Source organism: Bradyrhizobium sp. LM2.9 (genome assembly GCF_054056555.1).
The window spans coordinates 3,702,676-3,726,647 of record NZ_JBSRYJ010000002.1 but is presented as its reverse complement, the minus strand read 5'-3'; the positions used below and the strand labels follow the sequence as shown (position 1 = coordinate 3,726,647).

The following is a 23,972-nucleotide window of genomic DNA, read 5'->3' as shown; positions in this document are numbered from 1 at the left end:
CCAGCCGCGCATAGGAGGTTAACGGCAAGATCGCAGGATGGGTCCTCCGATGCCAGCGCACCAGCTGCGTTCTGCACAAAGCGAAGGCCCGTCGCAGTTGAAGCGACGGGCCTTGCAAGGGTGATGGGGCGCTCGGTACCGAGCCCGGCGCCCAGCCCGAAGTGCTACTGCGACAGCTTCACGAAGCTCGGAAACTTCAGCTTGCCCTCCGCGATCTTCTCGGGCCAGACCACGATCTGCTTGCTGTCCTGCCACTGGAAGACCAGACCGGATACGGTCGTGGGACCGGACTTGATGCCGTGGGTGAACTCGTCGTCCTTGCCGTAGAATTGGATGCGGCCGATCGTGCCCTCGTAGTCGGTCTTTTCGAGCTCGGTGACCATCTTGTCGGGATCGGTCGAGCCCGCGCGCTTGATCGCCTCCGTGATGAAGTAGACCTCGTCATAGGCGGTGTAGCCGGTATAGGCCGGCGGCGAGCCGAACTTGGCCTGGAACGCCGCCGCGAACGGCTTTGTCTTGGAGGTCACGGCGACGTCGGGCGTGGCGACCGCCAGCGACGGCACTCCGTCGGCGGCACCATTGGTGTCCTTCCAGAAAGTCGGGCTCAGCGCCTGCGCGCTGATGCCGAACATCGGGATCGGCACTTGCTGGTTCTTCCACTGCACCGTCGGCTGCACGCCGACATGAGAGATGCCGGTGACGATCACGTCCGGCTTCTTGCCCTCGATGTTGTTGAAGATCGGGGTGAAGTCGGTGGTGTCGGGCGAGAACCGCACATGCTCGACGACCTTCAGGCCTGCTTTCGGAAGGCAGGCCTCGTAGCCAACGTCGAGCGGCTTGGTCCAGGCCGCGTCCTCGCTCATGATAGCGGCCGTCTTGAACTTGAGCTTGTCCACGAGCAAGTCCTTGGCAGCGTCGCAGACCAGCTGGGCTTGCGCCGCCGAGGTCAGATAGCCGTGGAAGGTGTACTTGTTCTTCTCGTAGTCGTTGTGGATCGCCTTGGTGATCTCGTTCGAGGCCGCGCCGGGCGTGATCAGCGGCATCTTCAGCCGCGCCGCCCAGGGCTCGAGCGCCAGCACGACTTCGCTGATATAGCTCGCGATCACGGCCGACACCTTGTCCTCGCTCACGGCACGCTGGAAGGCGCGCACCGAGTCCGCCGAGGAGCTCTTGTTGTCGTAGGTCACGATCTCGATTTTGCGGCCGAGGATGCCGCCTTTGGCGTTGATCTCGTCGGCGGCGATCTGCGCGCCGCCGGGCGTCGCGGCGCCCGCGATCGACTGCACTTCGGCGATGACGCCGATCTTGATCGGATCATTCGACTGCGCGTAGGCGGGGGCGGCGAGGCACAGCGCCAGCGCAGAGGTGAGGAGGCTGCTGCCGAGAATCGTAGATAGTCGCATGGTCGTTTCCCTTCTTGTTTTGTTGTTGGGCTGTGAATTACAGGAAATCGGCGCCAGCCTCCGCGGCGAAGCGGCCGGGATCGCCCTCCCAGACGATCCTTGCATGTTCGAGCACGTAGACGCGGTCGGCATGTGGAAGCGCGAAAGTCACGTTCTGCTCGCCGAGCAGCACCGTGATCGACGTCGTCTGCCGCAGTTTCGTTAACGCCTTGGACAGGAGTTCGAGGATGACAGGGGCGAGGCCCAGCGTTGGCTCGTCCAGGATCAGGATCTGCGGCTGCATCATCAGCGCGCGGCCGATCGCGAGCATCTGCTGCTCGCCGCCGGAGAGCGTCTGAGCCATTTGGCCCTGGCGTTCCTTCAGGATCGGGAACAGCTCGAACAGCCAGGCGAGCTGCGTCGCGCGCTTGTCGTCGGTCAGATGTTGACCGCCGAGATCGAGGTTTTCCCGAACGCTCATCTCGCCGAACAGTTCTCGCGATTCCGGGCACTGCACAAGACCGCTGCGCGCGATCCTGGCCGGCGTCGTGCCGCGCAGCTTCTCGCCTCCGCGCGCGATCTCGCCGCTATAAGGCAGGAAGCCGGAGATGGTGTTGAACAGCGTGGTCTTGCCGGCGCCGTTGAGGCCGACGATCGAGACGAATTCGCCCTCGTGGACGTGGATCGAGACGTTCTCCAGCGCCTGCGCCTTGCCATAGAACACGCTGACATTCTCGACCTGGAGCAGCGGCACCTTGTCCTTGAAGCTGGTCTCGGGCCGCGCGTGGGTCTCGATAGCGCCGCCGAGATAGACCCGGCGCACGGTCTCGTTCTTCATGACGTCCTCGGCCTTGCCGGTGACGATCTCCTCGCCGAGATACATCGCGAGCACGCGGTCGACCAGGGCCGCGACGCTCTTGACGTTGTGGTCGACCAGCATCACCGCGCGGCCTTCGTCGCGAAAACTGCGGATCAGGTCGGAGAAGACGTCGACCTCGCCGCGCGTCAGGCCAGCGAAGGGTTCGTCAACCAGCACCACCTTCGGATCACGCGCGATCGCTTTCGCAAGCTCGAGCCGGCGCAGGTCGGCAAAGGGCAGCGTCGGCGGGCGGCGATTCATGACGGCGCCCAAACCGACGCGGTCGGCAATCCATTTGGCGCGCTCGACCAGCGCCTTGTCCGGGAACAGCATGAACAGGCTGTCCGGCAGCAGCGCCACCATGATGTTCTCCAGCACCGTCTGCCGGTTCAGCGGCCGGGAGTGCTGGAACACCATGCCAAAGCCCTTGCGCGCGATCTTGTGCGCGGGAAGGCCGGCGACGTTCTCGCCTTCGAAGATCACTTCGCCGGCGGTCGGGCGCTCGATGCCCATGACGCTCTTCATCGCGGTCGACTTGCCCGAGCCGTTCGGCCCGATCAGGCCAAAAATCTCGCCGCTGTTGACCTCGAAGCCGAGGTTCTTCACCGCCGTCAATCCGCCGAAGCGCTTGGTCAGGCCGCGGACTTCCAGCACGGCCCGGTTTGAAGCCTTCATATCCATCACGAGCGCGCCTCACGCGAGAGAGCCGCTCCGAGGAAGCCGCCGGGGAAGAACAGCACGACGAGGAGCGCGACCGCCGAGACGATGAAGGTCGCGAGCTCGCCGGTCGGTCTGAGGAATTCGCCGGCGACGATCAGGAAGATCGCGCCCAGCGCCGCGCCAAGCACCGTGCGCCGGCCGCCCAGTACGGCCGAGACGATGACGTTGACGCCGACCGCGACGTCGACCACGGTGCCGACCGAGGCGGTGCCGAAGTAGAACACCAGCAGCGCGCCTGACAACCCTGAGAAGAACGCGCTGACGATGAAGGCGGCAAGCTTGTGCTTGACGATGTTGAAGCCGAGCGCGCCGGCCTGCACCGGGTCCTGGCCGCTCGCCTGCAGCACCAGCCCGACCGGCGATTGCGACAGGCCGTAGAGGATCGCGGCCGAAATCGTCATGAAGCCAAGCGCGATCCAGTAGTTGGCGCCGGCATTGATGGTGATGACATCCGGGATGGTCAGGCCGATCTCGCCGCCGGTGAGATCGGCAAACACCACGATGAAGTTTTGCAGCATCAGCACCGCGACCAGCGTGGTCAGGCCGAAATACGGCCCGCGCACCCGGAGTGCCGGCAGCGCCAGCACGAGGCCGGCGATCACGGAGGCGAGTGCGCCGAGCACGATGCAAAGATAAACCGACCAGCCGAACTGGGCATTGAGGATGCCGGCGGTGTAGGCGCCGACGCGCGATCAGGAACGTTGGGCCGAAATTGACCTCGCCGGCGAAGCCGAACAGCAGGTCCCAGGCCATCGCGAACACGCCGAAATAGAAAGCGACGGTGAGCAGCCCGAGCACGTAGCCGGAGACGTAGAGCGGCAGCGTCGCCGCGATGATGACGAGCGCGAGCGAGATGAAGAACAGGCGAGTCGTAAAGAAGCTGGCCATCTCAGCGCCTCCCCAGAAGGCCCTGGGGCCGGATGTACATCACGAACACGAGCAGCAGCAGCGCCGGAATGGTGCGGTAGGCCGGCGAGACCAGATAGGCCGTGAGGGTTTCGAGATAGCCGACCACGAAGGCCGCGATCAGCGAGCCGGAGACGCTGCCGAGACCGCCGAGCACGACGATCGAGAATGCGCTCGCCGTCAGCGGTCCGACGCTGTAGGAACTGACGCCGAGGAACATTCCGAGCAGCACGCCGGCGATGCCGGCGAGGATGCCGTAGATCGCCCACACCACGACATAGATGTTGGTGAGCTCGAGCCCGAGCAGGGTGACGCCGCGCGGGTTCATCGATGCCGCCAGCACCGCCTTTCCGGTGCGGGTGCGGTTCACCAGCAGCCACAACAGCGCGATGACGAAGCAGCACACGATGGCGGTAAAGATCTCGTTCTTGGGTGTGCGGACGCCGAGGATCTCGACGACGCCATCGACGATCGGCAGCACGGTCTTGGCGTTGTTGGTGAAGAAATAAGCGATCACCTCCTGGATCATGATCCCCCACAGCAGCGTGCCGGTGAGGACGAAGATCTCCTTCTCTTCATTCGGTATGCGCCGGGAGTCCTGGATCGGCTTCACCACTGCGAAATAGGTGGCAAAGGCTGTCAGGAGGGCAACGCCGACGCCGATCAGTGCGCCAGCATAGGTGCCGACATTGAGGATGCTGGCGGCGGCCCAGGCCGCCACCGCTGCCGCCACCATGATGGCACCGTGGGAGAGGTTGAGCACACCAGAGACACCGAAGATCAGTGTGAAGCCGGTGGCACCGAGAGCGTAGAGAGCGCTGATGGCAAAGCCATCAATCAGAATCTGGAAAGCTCGCATCTATGATTGGCCAGACGATCTTGCTGGAGGAATGTGCTGCGGAAAGCCGCGTGTGGAAGCTCCCGGGAAGTGGTCCCGGGAGCTGTTCCGGCTAGTTCGAGAGCTTGATGAAACTCGGGAACTTGACGTCGACCTTGGCGACATCCTTGGGCCAGACTGCGCTCTGCTTGCCGTCCTGCCATTGCAGCATCAGTCCGGTGATCAGGCCCTTGCCGTATTTGATCGAGTGGGTGAACGGATCGTCCTTGCCGTAGAACTGGACGCGGCCGATCGTGCCTTCCCAGTCGGTCTTCTCGAGCGCATCGACGAGCTTGTCGGCGTCGGTCGAGCCGGCGCGCTTCACGGCATCGGCGATGTAGTACACCTCGTCGTAAGAGGTGTAGCCGGCATAGGAGGGATAGTTGCCGAACTTCTTCTTGAAGGCTTCTGCGAACGGCACCGACTTCGGCGTCACCGCGACGCCGGGCCCGGAAACGCCCTGGTAGAGCACGCCTTCAGCGGCCTGGTTGGTATCCTTGCCAAAAGTCTCGTTGGTGGCCTGCGACGAGATGCCGAACATCGGGATCGGCACCTGCTGGTTCTTCCACTGCACCGTCGGCTGCACGCCGACATGGGAGATACCGGTGATGATCACGTCGGGCTTTGAGCCCTCGATCTTGTTGAAGATCGGCGTGAAGTCGGTGGTATCAGGCGAGAAGCGGATGTGATCGAGCACCTTGAGCCCGATCTTGGGCAGGCATTCCTCGTAGCCGACGTCGAGCGGCTTGGTCCAGGCAGCGTCCTCGCTCATGATGACCGCGGTCTTCATGTGCATCTTGTCGACGAGGAGGTCCTTGGCGCCGTCGCAAACCGAGAGCGCCAGTGCCGCTGACGTCAGATAGCCGTGGAACGTATACTTGTTCTTCTCGTAATCGGCGTGGACGCTTTTGCTGATCTCGTTGGAAGCAGCACCGGGCGTCACGAACGGCGTTTTCAGCCGCGAAGCCCAGGGCTCCAGCGCCAGCACGACCTCGCTGATGTAGCTGGCGATGACGACCTGCACCTTGTCCTCGTTCACCGCGCGTTGGAACGCGCGCACTGAATCTGCCGAGGAGGAGTGATTGTCGTATCCGATGATCTCGATCTTGCGGCCGTCGACGCCGCCAGTGGCGTTGATCTCGTCGGCGGCAAGCTGTGCCGCCTGAGGGATGGAGGCGCCGGCAATCGCCTGCGCTTCCGCGATCACGCCGATCTTGATGGGATCGGCGGCAAGTGCCGCGCCTGACGCCGTCATCAACGCACCGGCCGCGGCCGCACCGAGCGATATTCGCAATGCTACAGAGAGTCGTTTCTTCATGTTATTCTCTCCCTTTGAAAAGGCCTCTTGTGAGCCATTATGTCGGCAACTATACCGGCGGAGGCATTCTCGGCAAGTGAAACCGCGTTCAGGATTGCGACAGACGAACTAAAGTCTAGCGCTGCGCAAATAGCGGGCGGGAGAGCTGCCGGACCCGTTTCACGCGCAGGCATGCAGATTTCGTCGGTAGGCATGCGCTGCTATCGCGCCCAGCAACCGGATCGTTGAATTGCGATGCCGTCGCGTTGGCTCAGCGCGCTCGCAGCAGCGACGGATCGAGCGGCTCGAGCCGCGCGGGATCGAAGGGCGAGATGTCGACGTTGCGCGTCGCACCCTCGGCGATCAGTTGCGCCATTGCCTCGCCCGTGGCGGGTGCATTCAGGATGCCCCACACATTGTGCCCGGTCGCAACATAGAGGCCGTCGCTCTGCGGTACCCGGCCGATCAGCGGCAGGCCGTCCTGTGTCAGCGGCCGGAAGCAAGCCTGCCGCGCAATGATCCTCTCGGAGCGGAACAGCGGCGACAGCCGCTCGGACATGGTTTGCAGGCGCGCGATCGCGTCGTGGTCCGGCGTCACGGCGGCTGGATCGAGCGGAAGCGGCGCGAAGTCGGAGAGCGGTGATATGCGTGCTGCCGTCAGCGCGAGGAAAGACCTCGACCGACACGGCGCTGCCATTCTCTTCAGACTCCAGAAACAGCGCATCGGCCGGCGCATCCGTGCCGGTGTCGTACACGATGCTCGGGCTGCGCTGGCCGAAGACGGCGGGCAGGCTCATCCATTGCGCGGCGAGCAGCGACCATGGTCCCATCGCGATCACGACGGCGTCCGCTTCGACGGTGCGGCCGTCGACCTCGACGCCCGTCGCGGTCGTGCCGTCCGCATCGCGCATGATACCGGCCACGTTGCCGGAACGAAGCTCGGCGCCTTGCGCGAGCGCCGCGTTCATCACGGCTGAGGTGAATTTTTTGGGGTGAACGATCGCAGTGGTCTCCGTCGTGCCGATGCGCTGTGCGATGATGACGCCGTTGCTGAGCCAGCCGAGCGCGGAGGGTGCATCCCGGCGCGGATGGCCATCGGCAGCAACGAAGCCGCTATAAGCGGTCATCGGGCGATAGCCCCAATCGCCTGCGATCTCTTCCGGCAGTTGCGCATGAATCGCAAAGCTCCGTCGCGCCAGCGCATCGAGCGGCGAGCCCTCGCACCAGTTGCGCGCGAGGAAGCCGCCCGCCTTGCCTGATGCTGCGGCCGCGACGTCTGTCCGCTCCACGACGATGACGTCGATGCCGCGGCGGCGGAGAAACCAGGCGGTGCAGGCCCCGATCACGCCGCCGCCGCAGATCACAACGCGCATGAATTCCCTCTACACAATGAAATCCTTCGCATGGAGATCCGCGGTATGGACCCCCTCCAGCTGCCATGCGCATGATCGCTGATGGAACTACCGGAGTCTCCGCTGAACGCGGCGGACGATCTGTTTTTCATCGATGCAATGACGACGTCATTGTCGGCAGGCCCGGGTCTCCAAACTCAGTCACGAATTGCTGGGTCCCAACGCTGACGATGATGGTGTCGTTTGGCATACGGCGCATCGCGCAACTCCCGGTTCAAGCCGGGCGCGGGAACGAAGAGCAGCATGCCTTCGCGCCGCACTGCGGCCTTGGCGTGCCATTCAATCTTCGTTGGATTGATGGCGGAGATTTGCCCGAGGCGTAACTTGATTGCGACCAGGGAACCGCAACTCTGCGCACGCGTTCGAACTGCTGTCACAACGCGCAAGTTCGCCGCGGTGCTCGTGACCGTTATTTGTGCAGATCGCACCCGCGGAAAGCGATCGGGCGCCGGCGGTCCACGCCGACGCCCGTGCTTGCGGTCTCTCGCGCGGGCTCAGCCGGGCCCTGCGCCTTGCGTGGCCGTATACACCGCGTAGACCGACTGGCTCGCGGCCATGAACAGACGGTTGCGCTTGGGGCCGCCGAAGCAGATGTTGCCGCACACTTCGGGCAGCCGGATGCGGCCGAGCAGCTTGCCGTCCGGCGACCACACCGTCACGCCGCTGTAGCCGACGGCGCGGCCGGCATTGCTGGCAGCCCAGACATTGCCGTTGACGTCGCAGCGCACGCCGTCCGGCCCGCACTTCACGCCGTCGATCACGCACTCGCTGAACCGCTTTTGGTTGGTGAGCTTGTTGTCGCCGCCAACGTCGAACACGAATATCTCGCCCTTGCCGCCGGGCCCGGTGTCGCCGGGTCCCTTGCCGGTCGACACGACGTAAAGCTTCTTGAAGTCCGGCGAAAAGCACAGGCCGTTCGGATCTGGCACCTGCTCCTCGGTGACGACGAGATCGACACGGCCCGAGGGATCGATGCGATAGCAATTGGTCGGCAGTTCGCGCTTGCCCGGCACGAAGCCGGCCGGCTGCCCAATCCGCGGATTGAGCTTGCCGCCGGAGTTGGTTGGACCGCCTGCGGCATCGGGCTCGCCTTCGTAGAGCTGGCCGCCATAGGGCGGATCGGTAAACCAGTAACTGCCGTCGGGATGCGCGACGACATCGTTAGGCGAGTTCAGCTTCTTGCCGTTGTAATTGTCGCAAAGCACGGTCGCGGTGCCGTCGTGGTCGTAGCGCGTCACCCGCCGGGTCAAATGTTCGCAGGAGAGCTGGCGGCCCTGAAAGTCGAACGAGTTGCCGTTGGAATTGTTGGACGGCGAACGAAACACGCTGACGCGGCCGTCGTCCTCGCTCCAGCGCATCTGCCGGTTGTTGGGAATGTCGCTCCACAGCAGATAGCGGCCCTGTGCACTCCACGCCGGGCCTTCACCCCACAGCACTCCCGTATAGAGACGTTTGATCGCCGTGTTGGGCTGGGCGAGATCATTGAAGGACGGATCGACCGCAATGATGTCGGGGTCCCAGAAATAGGTGGTCGGGGCACCGTTGGGACCGAAATCGCGTGGCGGGGTGGTGATCGTCGTCGGCGGTGCGGCGGGTCCGGTCTGGGCCAGCGCGGAGCCGGCGCCGGCCATCGCGGCGGCGGCACCCAGCGCGAGCCCCTGAACGAGTGTTCGTCGTGAAAGCGCAGCATCCTGGTCACGCTGCTCGTGGTCACGAGCTTCCTGGCGTGTCATCGCGTCCTCCCGGTCATGTTCGGCTAGCCGGTTGATCCGGCCGAGCAGGGCAAGTTAGTCCGGTCCGATGACGGTTGCGAGGGGGAGGTACGCATCCTGCGCGTGATATCGGGCCGGCAAAAGCGTGGGAACGTCGAACATGGAAACGACAAATTCGTCCCCGCGTGACGGCTTTCCTGGAACGCCTTCGGAGCGTTGCCAAACTGTGGAGCATGTCAAGCCTTGACCTCCTGCGCGACGCTGGCAGAACGTCACTCGGGGTGTAAAGTCGGAGTTCGCCGTGGTCGCTGTCGTCGTACTGGTTTTGCTGCTCGGGATTGCATTTGCGGCCGGCTATTTCACCCGCGACCACGTCTCCCGCAAAAGGCGAGCTGAGGCGCGCCGCTGGCGCGAGTACTCCGAGCCGGAGTGGCTCGGTGCCAACGCGCCGGCCAATACCAACGAGGTCGCGAACGCCGATCAAGCCGCGCCGGTCGCGACCGGCGAGCTGGGTCAGATGCTGGACCGCTGGGAGACCAGGGCTCGCACTCGCCGCGCGGGATAGCTAGCGGCGGAAGGCGCAAGCACTTGCAGCACATCTGGTGATATCGCCCGCGCTGCAATCACGTCAGCCTTTCTGTCCATCTTTTGGCGTTGCAGTTGCTCCTATTTTTCGTCTAGAAACGGCCGATCGAGCCCCCCGGCAACCAACCGTCAACGGTTTTGACCGAGGATTTGAGGGCTCAACAGGGTCTGGCAATGCTGATTCGCGGCCAAATCGATGGGATTTCGGGGGAGGTGGCTCTGGCCGCCGCCACGATCCCGGCCGCGCTGCTGCCCTCCCTCCTTATTGGCGGGCTTCTTCTTACTTGCCCCTGAGGGCCGGCTGGGCGCCATGCGCCTGGGCGCTCAGGGGTTGGTCGAGATCACCGGACACCTCAAGCGCCCAGAAAACTGATGGCGCAGAAGCTCAAAAGGAAATTTTGAAATGGCTACCGTGAACAAGTCCGAGAAGGACCGCGTCATCATTTTCGATACCACCCTGCGCGATGGCGAGCAGTGCCCCGGCGCCACCATGACCTTCGAGGAAAAGATCGAGGTGGCCGAGATGCTGGACGAGATGGGCGTCGACGTCATCGAAGCCGGCTTCCCGATCACCTCTGAAGGCGACTTCCAGGCGGTCAGCGAGATCGCCCGCCGCTCCAAGAACGCCGTGATTGCCGGCCTGTCGCGCGCGCATCCCGCCGACATCGACCGTTGCGCCGAGGCGGTGAAATTCGCCAAGCGCGGCCGCGTCCACACCGTGATCGCGACCTCGCCGCTGCATATGCGGGTGAAGTTGAACAAGACCCCGGAGCAGGTGCTCGAGACCTCGGTCGCCATGGTCGCGCGCGCCCGCAACCAGATCGATGACGTCGAATGGTCGGCCGAAGACGCCACCCGCAGCGAGATGGACTATCTGTGCCGGATTGTGGAGGCCGTCATCAAGGCCGGCGCCACCACGGTCAACATTCCGGATACCGTCGGCTACACCACGCCCGAGGAATACACCCACTTCATGCGCACGCTGATCGAGCGCGTGCCGAATTCGGACAAGGCGGTATTCTCGGTGCACTGCCATAACGATCTCGGCATGGCTGTTGCGAATTCGCTGGCCGGCATCGCCGGCGGTGCGCGCCAGATCGAATGCACTGTCAACGGCATCGGCGAGCGGGCGGGCAATGCCGCGCTGGAAGAAGTCGTGATGGCGATCAATGTCCGCAACGACAAGTTTCCGTGGTGGAACAAGATCGACACCACGCAGCTCACCCGCGCCTCGAAAGTGGTGTCGGCGGCGACCTCGTTCCCGGTGCAGTACAACAAAGCCATCGTCGGCCGGAACGCGTTCGCGCATGAAAGCGGCATCCATCAGGACGGCGTGCTGAAGGACGCCTCGACCTACGAGATCATGCGGCCGGAGATGGTCGGCCTGAAGCAGTCCTCGCTGGTGCTCGGCAAGCATTCCGGCCGCCACGCCTTCGTGCACAAGCTGGAGGAGATGGGCTACAAGCTCGGTCCGAACCAGCTGGAAGATGCGTTCACGCGCATGAAGGCGCTGGCCGACCGCAAGAAGGACATCTACGACGAGGACATCGAGGCGCTGGTCGACGAGGAAATGGCGGCTTCGCATGACCGCATCAAGCTGACCTCGCTGACCGTGATCGCCGGCACCCATGGCCCGCAGCGCGCGACCATGAAGCTCGACGTCGACGGCCAGATCAGGATCGAGGAGGCCGAGGGCAACGGTCCGGTTGACGCGGTGTTCAACTGCATCAAGCGCCTGGTGCCGCACGAAGCCAAGCTCGAGCTGTACCAGGTCCATGCGGTGACCGAAGGCACCGACGCGCAGGCCGAGGTCTCGGTGCGGTTGTCGCATGAGGGACGTGCAATGACGGCGCGCGCGGCGGATCCGGATACGCTGGTTGCCTCGGCAAAGGCCTATCTCGGCGCGCTGAACAAGATCGTCATGAAGCGCCAGCGCGACACGGTGACGACGGCAGCGGCGAGCTGACGCTCATTCTCGCGGCCAATCTGCAAAAGCGCGGCGCCTCGGTGCCGCGTTTTTCGTTCATCGTCCAGTGCGGGCGCTTCTTTCCGGGTACCGCATTTTTGCAAGGAGGCCCCTGCTAAGGGGCAATGGCGCCTTTGCGTGCTTCCCTATAAATCTGCCCAAGAATTCAAGTCCTGGGGTCGGCGGTCCGTGCCCCGTAAGGACATGTGGGAGGAAGCATGCGGAAACTCATCTTGGCTGCGGCATCGATTGCGGCGCTGGCGCTGACCGGGCCGGCATCGGCGCAATCGCCGATCATCATCAAGTTCAGCCACGTCGTGGCCACCGACACGCCGAAGGGCAAGGCGTCGGAGAAATTCAAGGAGCTTGCCGAGAAGTACACCGGCGGCAAGGTCAAGGTCGAGATCTATCCGAACTCGACACTCTACAAGGACAAGGAAGAGCTCGAGGCGCTTCAGCTCGGCAGCGTGCAGATGCTGGCGCCGTCCAACTCCAAGTTCGGCCCGCTCGGCATCCGCGAATTCGAGGTGTTCGATCTGCCCTACATCCTTCCCGACCTGAAGACGCTGCGGAAGGTGACGGAAGGCCTGCTCGGCCTTCGGCTGCTCAAGCTGCTGGACTCCAAGGGCATCACCGGGCTGGCCTATTGGGACAACGGCTTCAAGCAGATGAGCGCCAACAAGAAGCTGGTGACGCCGGCGGACTATCAGGGCGTCAAGTTCCGCATCCAGTCCTCGCGCGTGCTCCAGGCCCAGTTCAAGTCGCTCGGCTCGCTGCCGCAAGTGATGGCGTTCTCGGAAGTCTACCAGGCGCTCCAGACCGGCGTCGTCGACGGGCAGGAGAACACCTGGTCGAACATCTATACCCAGAAGATGCACGAGGTGCAGAAGTACATCACCGAGACCAACCACGGTTACATCGGCTACGTCGTGATCGTGAACAAGAAGTTCTGGGATGATCTGCCGGCCGACATCCGCGACCAGCTCTCGAAGGCGATGAAGGAAGCGACGGACTTCAACAATACGCAGTCGCAGAAAGAGAACGACGCCGCGCTGGCGGAGATCAAGAAGAGCGGAAAGAGCGAGATCATCAAGCTCACGCCGGAGCAGGACGAGGCGATGCGCAAGGCCATGGAGGCGGTCTACAAGGACGCCGCAGGCCGCATCGGCCAGCCGCTGATCGACGAGTTCCAGAAGGAAGCGAAGAGCACGACGAACTGATCCGGATCGGCCGTGAATGAAGGGGCTTCCGTGCAGACCCCGCGGAGGCCCCTTTTTTTGTTGCAAATCGTTTCAGTGTGCATCTGAATGGACATTCAGGGGAGTAAGAAGGCTCTCTCTGTCCAACTTGTAAGTTGCGCGTCAGCCTTGCGACCCTCATCCTCAGGGCGTCCTTCCAAGGAGGTTCGTATGAGGAAGTTTACCATCGCCGCCATCGCCGCGCTCAGCATCGCCGGCTCGGGCGCGGTCTATGCCCAATATCATCGCCCGTGGATGCACGAGCACATGCGCCACATGCGCATGAATCCGGAAGACCGCGCCGCTTTCGTCGACGCGCGGATCGCCGCCGTCCATGCCGGACTGAAACTTAGCGCGGACCAGGAGAAGCTGTGGCCGCCGGTCGAGAGTGCGGTGCGCGACTTCGCCAAGCTGCGCATCGACCGCGCCAATGCGCGGATGAATGCCGGCCCCGGCGATGCCGGCAAGGACGCTAACAAGGATGCCGACAAGCCCGAGGATCCAATCGCCCGACTGCGCCAGCGCGCCGAGGACATGGGCACGAGCTCGGCGGCCCTGAAGAAGATCGCCGATGCAGCCGATCCGCTCTACAAGACCCTGGACGAGGGCCAGAAGCGGCGCCTCGCCGTACTGACTCGTCACCGCGGCCCGTTCGGCAGCGGCGAAGACGGCCCGCGCCGCCACTTCATGGAAACGGGGCATGGACCGCATGATGGAGCGCGGCATGGACCACTTCCACCGTGATCGTTTCGACGGCGGCCCGGACCGGGACCGCGAGGGGCGGCTCTAAGCCTTGAAGTGTGGTCCGGGATCAACCTTGGCGAAGCCGCTGGAATCCAGCGGCTTTTCGCTTTCTGAGGACTGTGGAAAAACCTTCGCTGCATCGCTTGCCAGACCGGGATCGCTTTGCTAAACGACCGACCTCGCAAGGCATTGACCGCCTTTCGGGCGCATAGCTCAGTTGGTAGAGCAGCTGACTCTTAATCAGCGGGTCCCAGGTTCGAGCCCTGGTGCGCCCACCAAACAAATCAAACACTTAGCGGTTTGAGCAAACGGCAAAACCAGCGCCGTTTACACCACCGTTTACAGTTTTGTTCTTGCTTCGAGCTTGAGCACGGCAGCTTCTGCGAGCTGAATGTCACGTCCGAGATAGTGTGCATCGAGAATAGCCTCGACGTCCTTCAGGGAGTGACCGGTGACTGCGGCAATCTGTGGCACACTAGCGCCGGCGATCGCCAACCGAACCACCGCCGTGCCGCGCAGGTCATGAAATGTCAGGCCCTCGATACCGGCGCGCTCGCAAGCCTTTGCCCACGATGTCCGAAAACCGTCGGACGTCCAAGGCCGGCCCAGCGTGTTTGTCAAGATAAGGGGTCCCCGACTTTCTGTGGTGTCGAGTAGAGCTCGCAGAGGACCGCCGGCAGGCATTGCGACGCGCCGACCTCCCTTCGACTGGCGAAGGCGAATGTAAGGGCTCTCGTAGGCCGACCAGGGCAGCCGCAACAGGTCGCCTTGCCTTTGTCCGCTCCACAAAGCCAAGACCAGCGCCAGCTGGATCTCGGGGGAGCCGACTGACAGGACTGCGGCGATGTTCTGCTCGGTCCAGATCTTGTCTCGGCGGTCTGCGACATAGAGCCGACCACCGCGCTCACAGGGGTTGCTGGTAATGATGCCGCGGTCTTTCGCAAAGGACAGAATGCGCGCCAGTACCGTCCAGGCGAGATCAGCCTTGCGCGGTGTGGCAAAAAGGGGAAAACCATGGATCTCAGGCTCGCCGGCAAGGTCGCGCTTGTCACCGGTGCCAGCGTCGGCCTCGGCCGCGCGATCGCGCAGATGCTTGCCGAAGAAAGGATGTCGCCTCGCAACCGTGGCCCAGCGAGAAGACCGCCTAAGAAACGCTGCGGAAGAGATTGCGATTATCGGATGCGAGCGGCCGTTGGTCATTGTCGCGGATATCACGCAGCACGACGCAGCTACGAGGATCAGAGATGATGTGGTTGCCGCTTTCGGCCGACTAGACATCCTCGTCAACAATGCCGGCGGTTCGCGGCCCTTCGACGGGCTCGGCACGCGTCAACAATGGGATGAGGCTATGGCGCTTAATTTCATGCCGGTCGGGAACTCGCCCATGCCTTCGTACCCATAATGCAAGCACAGAAATTCAGCCGGATCATCAATCTGACGGGAGGCGACGATCCGTTGGCGTTGAACGGCGGCATTCCCCCAATGGGGCCACCGACATCTGGGCAAAGTCGCTTTCCCGCGTTGTCGGCAAGGATGGGATCACGGTCAATTCAATCCCGCCAGGTCGGCTGCACTCCGAGCAGATCGACCAGAATTGTTGCCAGGCTCAGCGCAAATGGGTCGCTGAAAATTGTCTTGCCGGCTATATCGGCGAACCGGAAGATCTCGCGGTGCTGGTCGCCTTTCTTGCCTCACCACTTGCCCGTTACATCACGGGACAGGTAGTCCACGTTGACGGAGGTGCGCGACGCTTCTCGCGCTAGCAAGCCGAGTTCTTGCAGAGCGAGTCTGTCAACAGAGCACCTGGACACGCCTCAGGCCGAAATTGGAGCAACTTCCAGAGGCGAACACCGCCTGCTCGAACTGGCCTGGAGAGGTAATTTGGCGCCGCTTGGAGGAGCTTGGAAAACGTTACTTTCGGTGCCCCAGCGGACCTGAGGTTCATCTGGGTGAATAAGTGTCTCCTGGAATTTCTGTTCCAGCGAGAGAGCGTTACGGAATTTAGTTAACGCGCGGTTGTCCTGGAAATCCTAGCAACTGAAAAGCGACGCATACGAATCGGAGTAAGCATGCCGACTGATAAGGTTTCATACGAAAGCTTATCAGTCGGGCGCTGGACGGGAGATGGATGCCTGATTTGTCTCAAATAGCAGACCGCAGCTACAGCCGTTGGGATGTCAACTATGCGGCCAGAAGCCGAAACCAGAGTTTGCCCGATGGTGCCAATCAGTTGAGAGCTCATCGAGCGCTATGCGATGCGCGTGCTACGGCTCATCTTCTCGATGTGACGATGCAACAGCAAAGAGTCCAGCGGGGCATAGGAGATTGCGGCCTGTCACGCCCGCCCGCAGCTGGAGGCGATCTAACCCGTTGCGCGCGGGAGCATGCCGCTTGCCGTAATCTCTGCCGAAAGCTCTTCGATCGTCTTGCGTTGCTCCATGGCGGCTTTTCGGATCAGCGCAAAGGCGGCAGGTTCGGCAAGCGCATGCGAATGCATCACCTGGAGAACGGCGGCAAGTACGACACGACGTGACCGCAGGCGCTGCTCGAGTTTGAGTATCTGTTGCTTCAATTCGCTTGTGCGATGGTTTCGCTCGAATGCCATGACGAGCGCTGCATAGATGCCGGCCGATCGCAGCGGCTTAATCAGGAACGAAGCTGGGTCGAGCTCGAACACCAACTTCAAGCGGCTTGGGGTCTCGGTGCCGACCAGCGCGATGACAGGTGATCGCGCTAGGTACGCGCGTTGCGCCGGTTGCAGTAAGGGCAGGAATTCGTCATCGATCAGCGACAGATCCGGTGTGAAGCCGACGGGCTCACCCGGCGTCCATGCAACACCCTCGATCCCGAGACGCTCGAACTGGCGTCGCACGATGGTCGCATCGCGTTCGTCCTTGATGGCAACGAGCGCCTTGCGTCCGCGCAGCGAAAATGAAGACGGTCTGCTCATTTCACAACCCGCAAATGCGGCGCGTTCGGCAATGCGCCGCCCATCGAGATCTCCTTCGAAGGGCTGACCGCAACGTCGAGCTGCGTCAGGTAAGGATCAGGCTTAACAGGCGCGTCGGCTTCCCAGAAGATATCGAACTGTCCTCGCGGATTGGATACGGCAAGCCGCGGTGTAAGGACGCAATGATTGTTGCCGCCGTCGATCCACACCGGTCCTTGCGGCGAATTGTAGCGATATCCCGCCGCGGCGCGCTGCACCTCGGCAATGTCGGACGTGCCCGCGCGCTGCAGCGCGCGCGCCAGCAGATAGACTGCGACATAGGCGGATTGCCCGTCAACGGAGGGGCTGCTGTCCTCGCCATGGCGCGCCTTCCAGCGCGCTACGAAGGCGCGGTTCTCCGGCAGCCGGATGCTCTCGAAATAGGCCGACGACGTGATACAGCCGGCCGATGCCGGCCCGACGATCGCCAGTTCCGGCTCGCACAGGCTACAGCTCAGCATGGGAATCTCCAGCCCGGCAGCCTTGGTGCCGGCGTGAAATGCGCGGATGAAGTCGTAGCTCGAGCTTCCGACCAGCGTATTGAACACGATCGGCGGTTTGCGGCGAACGATCTCGTCGACGATGTGACCGACGGCGCTTTCGCCGAGCTCGAGCAGCCGCTCGGCGAGGATGTGGCCATCTGCCGCGCTGACCAGTTCACGGGTGACGCGATTGGTCTCCCACGTCCACACGTAGTTGGAGCCGACGCAGAAGATTTCCCGTGACAGATTGTCGAGCACGTAGCGGACCAGCGGCAGCACGTTGTGATTGGGCGAGGCGCCGACATAGATCACGTTGTCCGAGCACTCGAAGCCTTCATAGCGGGCAGGATACCAGAGCAGGCGATCGGTGCGCTCCACGATGGGAAGCACCTGCTTGCGCGAGGCCGAGGTGTAACAACCGATGATGTGCTCGACGCCGACATTGCGAATGAGGTCGTCACAGACCGTGTGATATTCGGAGACGATGCCGCGGGGATCGCGAATATGGGGCGCGATCGCGAAGTCGAACTCCGCCTGGCTGTTGATCTCGTCGACCGCCATCATCGCGCTCTTGAGGATCTCGCGGCCCATTGCCTGATAAGGCCCGGACTGCGAGCAGATGATGCCAACGGGAACATACGGCTTGGTCATTGACTGCTTTCGATCGCGTAACGCGAAGATGAAATCATCATCGCCGATGACAGCGCAAGTGGCTTGCCGTTTTGCTGCGCAGCACTCTCGAAATTTAGGCAGACAGCATCGTTGACAACGCGATGGGCAGGTCCTTAGACTTTTCTCCTACAGGGTGACCTGTCGAACCTCGCGTGCGCCGATCTGGCCGATGACGTCCAGCTCCTTGCACTGAGTGCTTTGTTCGATCACGGACCCTAAAGCGACAGATCATAGCCGCGGCATTTGAGCCATTCGTCACCTCATTCGGGAGGGACGGGTGGCTTTTTTCGTTTGCCGCCGGGAAAGCTGGCGATGCGTCCGCGTAGCCAGAACGGTGACGCATGTGCGAGACGGCGATGTGTCATGTGAGCGGGAGGATGAAGAGCGATGGCGGAAACGGATCTCCACTATCTCGGGCTCGTCGACATCGGGCGAAAGATCCAGGCGAAGGACCTGTCGCCGGTCGAAGCGACCAAGGCGATGCTCGGGCGGATCGAGAAGCTCGACGGCAAGCTCAAGAGTTTCGCGCATGTGATGGCTGACTCGGCGCTTGCCGACGCCGCCGTGGCCGAGAAGGAAATCGCCTCCGGCAAGGTCAAAGGACCGCTGCATGGGGTGCCGGTGGCGGTCAAGGATCTCTGCTGGGCCAGGGGCGCGCCTGCCGCGCACGGCATGACGATCCATCACGATTTTCGTCCGACTGAGGACGCAACGGTGGTTGCGCGGCTGAAGGAGGCCGGCGCAATCATTCTTGGTAAGCTGCAGCAGACCGAAGGAGCTTACGCCGATCATCATCCGAAGATTGATCCGCCGAAAAATCCGTGGAACGCGGATCTTTGGCCCGGCGCATCCTCGAGCGGTTCCGGCGTCGCTACCGCGGCTGGCCTCTGCTTCGGCTCGCTCGGCACCGATACCGGCGGTTCAATCCGCTTTCCGTCAGCGGCCAACGGCGTCACCGGGCTTAAACCGACCTGGGGACGAGTCAGCCGCTACGGCGCTTTCGAACTTGCGGCGACGCTGGATCACATCGGCCCGATGGCGCGGAGCGCTGTCGACTGCGGCGCAATCCTCGGCGTCATCGCGGGGCAGGATCCCAGGGACACGACGTCGGTGCCGCTGCCTGTGCCCGACTATCTCGCCGGTCTCTCCGGCGACCTGCGCGGTGTGACGATCGGCGTCGACCGGCGCTGGACCAGCGAAGGAACCGATGGCGATGCGGCGAAGGTCCTGACCGAAGGGTTGCGTGTGGCGGCCGATCTCGGCGCGAAGATCAATGAGATCATTTTCCCCGATCCCAAGGCGGTCATCGACGACTGGTTCCCGCTCTGCGGCATCGAGGTCGCCGTCGCGCACGAAGACACCTATCCGGCGCGCAAGGACGAGTATGGCCCGGCGCTCGCGGGTCTGCTCGATCTCGGCCGGCAGCAGTCCGGCATGGACTACCAGAAGATCGTGCTTCGCCGCGAGGCATTTCGCGGCGCGGTCCGTGTCCTGTTCGAGACCGTCGATCTCGTCGCGGTGCCGGCACAGGCGTTCGCCGCGCCCACGCTCGCCAAGATGGCGGCGCTCGGCGAGGACGCCTCGCTGATCGGCGGACTGCTGCGCTTCACGTGTCCATTCGACATGACGGGAAGTCCGACCGTGACGCTGCCCGGCGGGTTCGCGGCGAATGGCGGTCCGGTCGGCTTCCAGTTCGTTGGTCGTCATTTCGACGAGGCCGGACTTGTGCGGGCGGGCGACGCGTTCCAGCGCGTCACCGACTGGCACAAACGTCATCCCGGGGTCTGAGTTGAGGAGCTGATCACATGTCCGAAGACTGGTTGAAGACATCAATCATGACCAAGCGCGCGGTCGCCAAAGGCGCGACTGGCGCGACGCATAGCCTGACGATCGAGCAGCAGGGCGGCTTCCATTATGTCTACGGCCCCTATGCCAAGCCGACCCTGTCGATCGACCCGGGTGGGATCGTTGTCGTCGAGACGGAAGATGCCTTTGGCGGCGTGCTCACCAGCGAAAGCGACAGCCCGACCGCCAAACTGAATTTCCCCTATCTCAACCCGCAATGCGGACCGATCGCCGTCAAGGGCGCCAAGAAGGGCGATTGTCTCGCGATCTATATCCGCGACGTCGAGACGCGGGGTGAACAGCCGGCCGGTACGACCTGCATCATTCCGGAATTCGGCGGGCTGGTCGGAACAAGCTCGACGGCGCTGCTCAATCCGCCGCTGCCGGAACGCGTAAAGAAACTGCATGTCGACAGGAACGGCATACGCTGGAACGACAAGATCACGCTGCCCTACGAGCCGTTCATCGGAACCATCGGTGTCTCGCCGGAGATCGAGGCCATCTCGTCGCTTCAGCCTGATTACCACGGCGGCAACATGGATCTGCCCGACGTCGCGCCAGGTGCGATCATCTATTTTCCGGTGCATACCGATGGCGGGATGCTCTACGTCGGCGACTGCCATGCGACGCAAGGCGACGGTGAGCTCTCCGGCGTGGCGCTGGAGCAGCGCGCCACCGTTACATTGCAGGTCGACCTGATCAAGAACTGGAGCTTCGCCTGGCCCCGGCTCGAGACTAAGGACTTCATCATGACGATCGGCAGCGCGCGTCCGCTCGAGGACGCGGCGCGTATCGCCTATCGTGAGCTCGTGCGGTGGATGGCGGCAGATTACGGCTTCGATGAGATCGACGCCTACATGCTGCTCAGCCAGACGGGCCGCATGCGCCTCGGCAACATGGTCGACCCCAAATACACGATGGGAGCATCGATCCTGAAGAATTACCTCAAGCCATGACATCCAATCGCTTCAGCAACAGGGGGACATCACGATGACTTCGAGACGCAAGTTAGGGATGGTTTTACTCGGCGCCATGCTCGGCACAGCGGCAGCGATCAGTGTTGCCCAGGGGGCCGAACCGCCGTTGAAAGTGGGTTTGCTCGAGGACGTGTCCGGCGATCTCGCCTTCATGGGCATGCCCAAGCTGCATGGATCTCAGCTGGCGGTCGAAGAGATCAACAAGAGTGGCGGCATCATGGGGCGGCAGATCGAGCTGATTCATCTCGATCCGCAGGGCGACAATGCGCGTTACCAGGAATTCGGCCGACGCCTGCTCAATCGCGACAAGGTCGACGTATTGATCGGCGGCATCACTTCGGCCTCGCGCGAAGCGCTGCGTCCGATCGTCGACCGCACCTCCACGCCTTATTTTTACACTAACCAGTATGAAGGCGGTGTCTGCGACGCCAGCATGATCAGCATGGGTGCGGTGCCTGAGCAGCAGTTCTCGACGCTGATACCGTGGATGGTCGAGAAGTTCGGCAAGAAAGTCTACGTCATCGCCGCCGACTACAATTTCGGTCAGATCTCGGCAGAGTGGAACCGCAAGATCCTGAAGGATCTCGGCGGTGAGGTAGTGGGCGAAGAGTTCATTCCGCTCGGTGTGTCGCAGTTCGCGCAGACGATCCAGAACATCCAGAAGTCGAAGCCGGATTGGCTGCTCACGATCAATGTCGGTGCCGCCCAGGATTCGTTCTTCGAGCAAGCCGCTGCCGCCAACCTCAACCTGCCGATGGGGTCTTCGATCAAGGTCATGCTCGGCTTCGAGCACAAGCGGTTCAAGCCGCCGGCGCTCAACAACATGCACGCAACCGCGAACTGGTTCGAGGAAATAGACACGCCTGAAGCGACCGAGTTCAAGAAGCGCTGGCACGCGAAATTCCCCGACGAACTCTACATCAACGACATGGGCTACAACGCCTATAACGCGCTCTACATGTACAAGGCGCTGGTCGAGAAGGCGAAGTCGATCAAGCTCGACGACATGCGGAAGGTGATCTCCAGTGGAGACGCCTGCATCGACGCCCCCGAAGGCAAGGTCTGCATCGATCCGAAGAGCCAGCATACCTCGCACCGCATGCGCCTGATCTCGGTCGGGCCGAAGCACGAAGTGAAGGTCGAGAAGGACTACGGGACGATCCAGCCCTACTGGCTTGGCGAGATCGGTTGCGATCTCACCAAGAAGAACGACAAGGATCAGTACACCCCGAGTCATCTCCCCAAGAAGTCGTGACGTCCGGCGGGCACAGATCTTGCTCGTGTTGAGTGTCACGATCTTGAACAAGGCCGGCGCCGCAACGATGCGGCGCCGGGATCGGCAAGGGGATCAAGATGTCGGCTGAAGTATTCTCCGTGTTCTATCAGTTCGCCGACGTGTTTGCGTTCCTAATTCTTTCGGCCGCCGGCCTCGCCATTGTGTTCGGCATGATGGGCGTCATCAACATGGCCCACGGCGAGTTCATCATGTGTGGTGCCTATGTGACGGTTGGCCTTGTGAATCTCGGTGTGCCGCTCGCGATTGCCCAGATGCTGGCCGCGCTGACGGCGGGGCTCATCGGTGTCCTCGTCGAGTTCCTGGTCGTGCGGCGTTTCTACAAGCGGCCGCTGGATTCGTTGCTCGCGACCTGGGGGCTCAGTCTCATCGTGACGCAATCGATGCTCCTGATTGTCGGGTCTGCCGTACGGGGGATCGGAACGCCGGAGGGAAGCTTCGCAATCGGCGGTTATTCGTTTTCGACCTATCGTCTGGTGCTGTTCGGTTGCGCGGTGGCCGTGCTGGGCGGTCTCTACATCATCTTCATGAAGACGCGGTTCGGAGTGATCGCCCGCGCGACTATGCAGAACGCCGCGATGGCGAAGGCGCTGGGCGCGCGCACAGGCCGCATCTATGCGATCAGTTTCGGGATCGGCACTGGCCTCGCCGGGCTCTGCGGGGCGCTCTACGCGCCGACCATGACGCTGATTCCGACCATGGGTGCGACATTCGTGGTCGAAAGCTTCGTCACCGTCGTGATCGGAGGAGCGAACGTGCTGCTTGGAACGGCGCCGGCCGCGGTCTTCCTGGCGATAATCCGGATGGCGCTGAACGCGAGCTATGGGCAGATCATCGGTCAGATCGGCATGCTGGTGGCTGTCATCCTGATCATTCGGGTGTTGCCCGAAGGGCTCTCCAGCGTGCTGGTCCGCCGTGGGCGCTAAGGGGAAATGTTGATGTTCAAGCTGCTGGAAGGCCCACAGACGCTCGGACGCGGCAAGATCTTCTGGTCATGCTTCCTCGCCGTGCTCGCGGGTGCGCTGACTTATCCGCTGTTCGCCGATTCTTACGACGTGGGCAATTTCGCTTACTTCCTGATCTGGATCTTCATGGCGCTCGGCCTCTGCCTGATGTGGGGCTATGGCGGCATGCTGTCGTTCGGCCAGACCTTGTTCTTCGGCATCGCCGGCTATGGCTATGGCGTGCTCGCCATCAACATGGGCGGCGGCACTGCGACGATCGCCGCACTCGTGCTCTCGGTTGTCCTCGCGATGTTGGCGGCGGGAATCCTCGGCTACTTCATGATCTGGGGTGGGATCAACGGCATCTTCTTCGGCATCGTGACGCTGTCCGCGACGCTCGTGCTTGCCTTCTTCCTTGGTCAGACCGCTGGGCCGGAATGGCACATCGGCCCGGCGCGGTTGAACGGCTTCAACGGCATGAAGGGCATGGACCCGCTGACCGTGGGTGACTTCTATATCGAGGGATCGGCGCTCTATTACACCATGATCGCGCTGATCGTGATCGTCTATCTCGCGCTGCGCATGCTGGTCAATTCGGGGATCGGCAATGTCATCGTGGCAACGCGCGAAAATCCCCAACGCGCGGAGATGCTGGGCTATGACGTCCGGAAATACCAGCTGCTGACATTCGTGATCGGCAGCGGCCTCGCGGGCCTCAGCGGCGCACTTTACACGTCCTGGGGACAGATTTATCACGCCCTCCAGTATCGGCCTGCCGGCAGCCGCGATGCCGATCGTGTGGGTGGCCTTCTCCGGGCGAAACGATCTGACGGCGACCCTGGTCGGGTCGTTCCTGTTGCTGTTCGGCTTTCAGACAATCACGGTCTACAGCCAGCAGGCCGCGCTGGTGCTGATGGGCGCGCTGCTGCTCGCCACGGTGATGCTGGCGCCGCAGGGTTTTGTGCTCGGAATTGGCAAGCTTGCCGCCGACTGGTGGGGTGGGCGCCGACGGCGCGATGATGGCGCCGTCGCGGAGGAGGCCGGTCGCTTACAGCCGGAAGAATCCTGATC

At 62.6% G+C, this 23,972-nt stretch carries 17 protein-coding genes, 1 tRNA gene and 4 pseudogenes; 12 read left to right on the top strand and 10 right to left on the bottom strand.

Annotation, left to right across the window (positions count from 1 at the left end; translation table 11 throughout):
* Window positions 1–164: 164 nt before the first annotated feature.
* The 7 genes and pseudogenes from ACVWW3_RS19700 to ACVWW3_RS19670 form a co-directional block, all read right to left on the bottom strand.
* Window positions 165–1,403: an ABC transporter substrate-binding protein gene (locus ACVWW3_RS19700; RefSeq protein ID WP_247341481.1), complete on the bottom strand. Its 1,239-nt coding sequence runs from the start codon at window positions 1,401–1,403 to the stop codon at window positions 165–167.
* A 37-nt stretch (window positions 1,404–1,440) separates the two neighbouring features.
* Entirely contained in the window at window positions 1,441–2,922 is a 1,482-nt protein-coding gene (locus ACVWW3_RS19695) for an ATP-binding cassette domain-containing protein (protein ID WP_456672080.1), read from the bottom strand.
* A pseudogene (locus ACVWW3_RS19690) lies at window positions 2,922–3,849 on the bottom strand (branched-chain amino acid ABC transporter permease). Before ACVWW3_RS19690 ends, ACVWW3_RS19695 begins: the two are co-directional and overlap by 1 nt.
* 1 nt (window position 3,850) lies before the next feature.
* Window positions 3,851–4,726, bottom strand: coding sequence for a branched-chain amino acid ABC transporter permease (locus tag ACVWW3_RS19685; protein WP_354053238.1), 876 nt, complete (start codon window positions 4,724–4,726; stop codon window positions 3,851–3,853).
* Between the two features lie 91 nt (window positions 4,727–4,817).
* Window positions 4,818–6,062 carry an ABC transporter substrate-binding protein gene (locus tag ACVWW3_RS19680; RefSeq protein ID WP_247442277.1) on the bottom strand — a complete coding sequence of 415 codons (1,245 nt, stop codon included), beginning with the start codon at window positions 6,060–6,062 and terminating at the stop codon, window positions 4,818–4,820.
* Window positions 6,063–6,312: 250 nt separating this feature from the next.
* Window positions 6,313–7,414, bottom strand: a pseudogene (locus ACVWW3_RS19675) (NAD(P)/FAD-dependent oxidoreductase).
* A gap of 533 nt (window positions 7,415–7,947) precedes the next feature.
* Complete coding sequence (locus ACVWW3_RS19670) at window positions 7,948–9,186, bottom strand: SMP-30/gluconolactonase/LRE family protein (protein ID WP_456648946.1); 1,239 nt, start codon at window positions 9,184–9,186, stop codon at window positions 7,948–7,950.
* Window positions 9,187–9,466: 280 nt separating this feature from the next.
* On the opposite strand from ACVWW3_RS19670, the gene ACVWW3_RS19665 reads away from it, so the two are divergent.
* The 5 genes and pseudogenes from ACVWW3_RS19665 to ACVWW3_RS19645 all read left to right on the top strand — a co-directional run bounded on the left by ACVWW3_RS19665 (window position 9,467) and on the right by ACVWW3_RS19645 (window position 13,976).
* Window positions 9,467–9,730 carry a hypothetical protein gene (locus ACVWW3_RS19665; RefSeq protein ID WP_456648947.1) on the top strand — a complete coding sequence of 88 codons (264 nt, stop codon included), beginning with the start codon at window positions 9,467–9,469 and terminating at the stop codon, window positions 9,728–9,730.
* Window positions 9,731–10,153: 423 nt separating this feature from the next.
* Window positions 10,154–11,716 (top strand): 2-isopropylmalate synthase, encoded by a 1,563-nt coding sequence (locus ACVWW3_RS19660; protein WP_247341498.1) that lies wholly within the window; start codon window positions 10,154–10,156, stop codon window positions 11,714–11,716.
* 218 nt (window positions 11,717–11,934) lie between these two features.
* Window positions 11,935–12,936 (top strand): TRAP transporter substrate-binding protein, encoded by a 1,002-nt coding sequence (locus ACVWW3_RS19655; protein WP_456648948.1) that lies wholly within the window; start codon window positions 11,935–11,937, stop codon window positions 12,934–12,936.
* Window positions 12,937–13,125: 189 nt separating this feature from the next.
* Window positions 13,126–13,744, top strand: a pseudogene (locus ACVWW3_RS19650) (Spy/CpxP family protein refolding chaperone).
* A gap of 156 nt (window positions 13,745–13,900) precedes the next feature.
* Window positions 13,901–13,976, top strand: a tRNA-Lys gene (locus ACVWW3_RS19645).
* Window positions 13,977–14,037: 61 nt separating this feature from the next.
* On the opposite strand, the gene ACVWW3_RS19640 is transcribed toward ACVWW3_RS19645, so the two are convergent.
* Complete coding sequence (locus ACVWW3_RS19640; protein ID WP_456672079.1) at window positions 14,038–14,898, bottom strand: tyrosine-type recombinase/integrase; 861 nt, start codon at window positions 14,896–14,898, stop codon at window positions 14,038–14,040.
* Between ACVWW3_RS19640 and ACVWW3_RS19635 the strand changes: the two genes are divergently transcribed.
* The gene (locus ACVWW3_RS19635) at window positions 14,822–15,100 is read left to right on the top strand and encodes an SDR family NAD(P)-dependent oxidoreductase (protein ID WP_456648951.1); all 279 of its coding nucleotides are present in this window, start codon (window positions 14,822–14,824) and stop codon (window positions 15,098–15,100) included. The genes ACVWW3_RS19640 and ACVWW3_RS19635 overlap by 77 nt on opposite strands.
* Entirely contained in the window at window positions 14,988–15,461 is a 474-nt protein-coding gene (locus tag ACVWW3_RS19630) for an SDR family oxidoreductase (protein ID WP_456672078.1), read from the top strand. The genes ACVWW3_RS19635 and ACVWW3_RS19630 overlap by 113 nt, the downstream gene beginning before the upstream one ends.
* Before the next feature lie 599 nt (window positions 15,462–16,060).
* On the opposite strand, the gene ACVWW3_RS19625 is transcribed toward ACVWW3_RS19630, so the two are convergent.
* Entirely contained in the window at window positions 16,061–16,648 is a 588-nt protein-coding gene (locus ACVWW3_RS19625; protein WP_247444023.1) for an ANTAR domain-containing response regulator, read from the bottom strand.
* A complete protein-coding gene (locus ACVWW3_RS19620; RefSeq protein ID WP_247444022.1) occupies window positions 16,645–17,820 on the bottom strand; it encodes a transporter substrate-binding domain-containing protein in 1,176 nt (391 codons plus the stop codon). The genes ACVWW3_RS19625 and ACVWW3_RS19620 overlap by 4 nt, the downstream gene beginning before the upstream one ends.
* Window positions 17,821–18,228: 408 nt before the next feature.
* Here ACVWW3_RS19620 and ACVWW3_RS19615 point away from each other — a divergent pair, with 408 nt between their 5' ends.
* The 5 genes and pseudogenes from ACVWW3_RS19615 to ACVWW3_RS19595 all read left to right on the top strand — a co-directional run bounded on the left by ACVWW3_RS19615 (window position 18,229) and on the right by ACVWW3_RS19595 (window position 23,970).
* Complete coding sequence (locus ACVWW3_RS19615; RefSeq protein ID WP_247341517.1) at window positions 18,229–19,629, top strand: amidase; 1,401 nt, start codon at window positions 18,229–18,231, stop codon at window positions 19,627–19,629.
* Window positions 19,630–19,646: 17 nt separating this feature from the next.
* Window positions 19,647–20,642 (top strand): acetamidase/formamidase family protein, encoded by a 996-nt coding sequence (locus tag ACVWW3_RS19610; protein WP_247444020.1) that lies wholly within the window; start codon window positions 19,647–19,649, stop codon window positions 20,640–20,642.
* Between the two features lie 34 nt (window positions 20,643–20,676).
* Window positions 20,677–21,918, top strand: coding sequence for an urea ABC transporter substrate-binding protein (locus tag ACVWW3_RS19605; protein WP_456672077.1), 1,242 nt, complete (start codon window positions 20,677–20,679; stop codon window positions 21,916–21,918).
* Window positions 21,919–22,016: 98 nt separating this feature from the next.
* Window positions 22,017–22,883: an ABC transporter permease subunit gene (locus ACVWW3_RS19600; protein ID WP_354045474.1), complete on the top strand. Its 867-nt coding sequence runs from the start codon at window positions 22,017–22,019 to the stop codon at window positions 22,881–22,883.
* A 12-nt stretch (window positions 22,884–22,895) separates the two neighbouring features.
* Window positions 22,896–23,970, top strand: a pseudogene (locus ACVWW3_RS19595) (branched-chain amino acid ABC transporter permease).
* Window positions 23,971–23,972 lie beyond the last annotated feature (2 nt).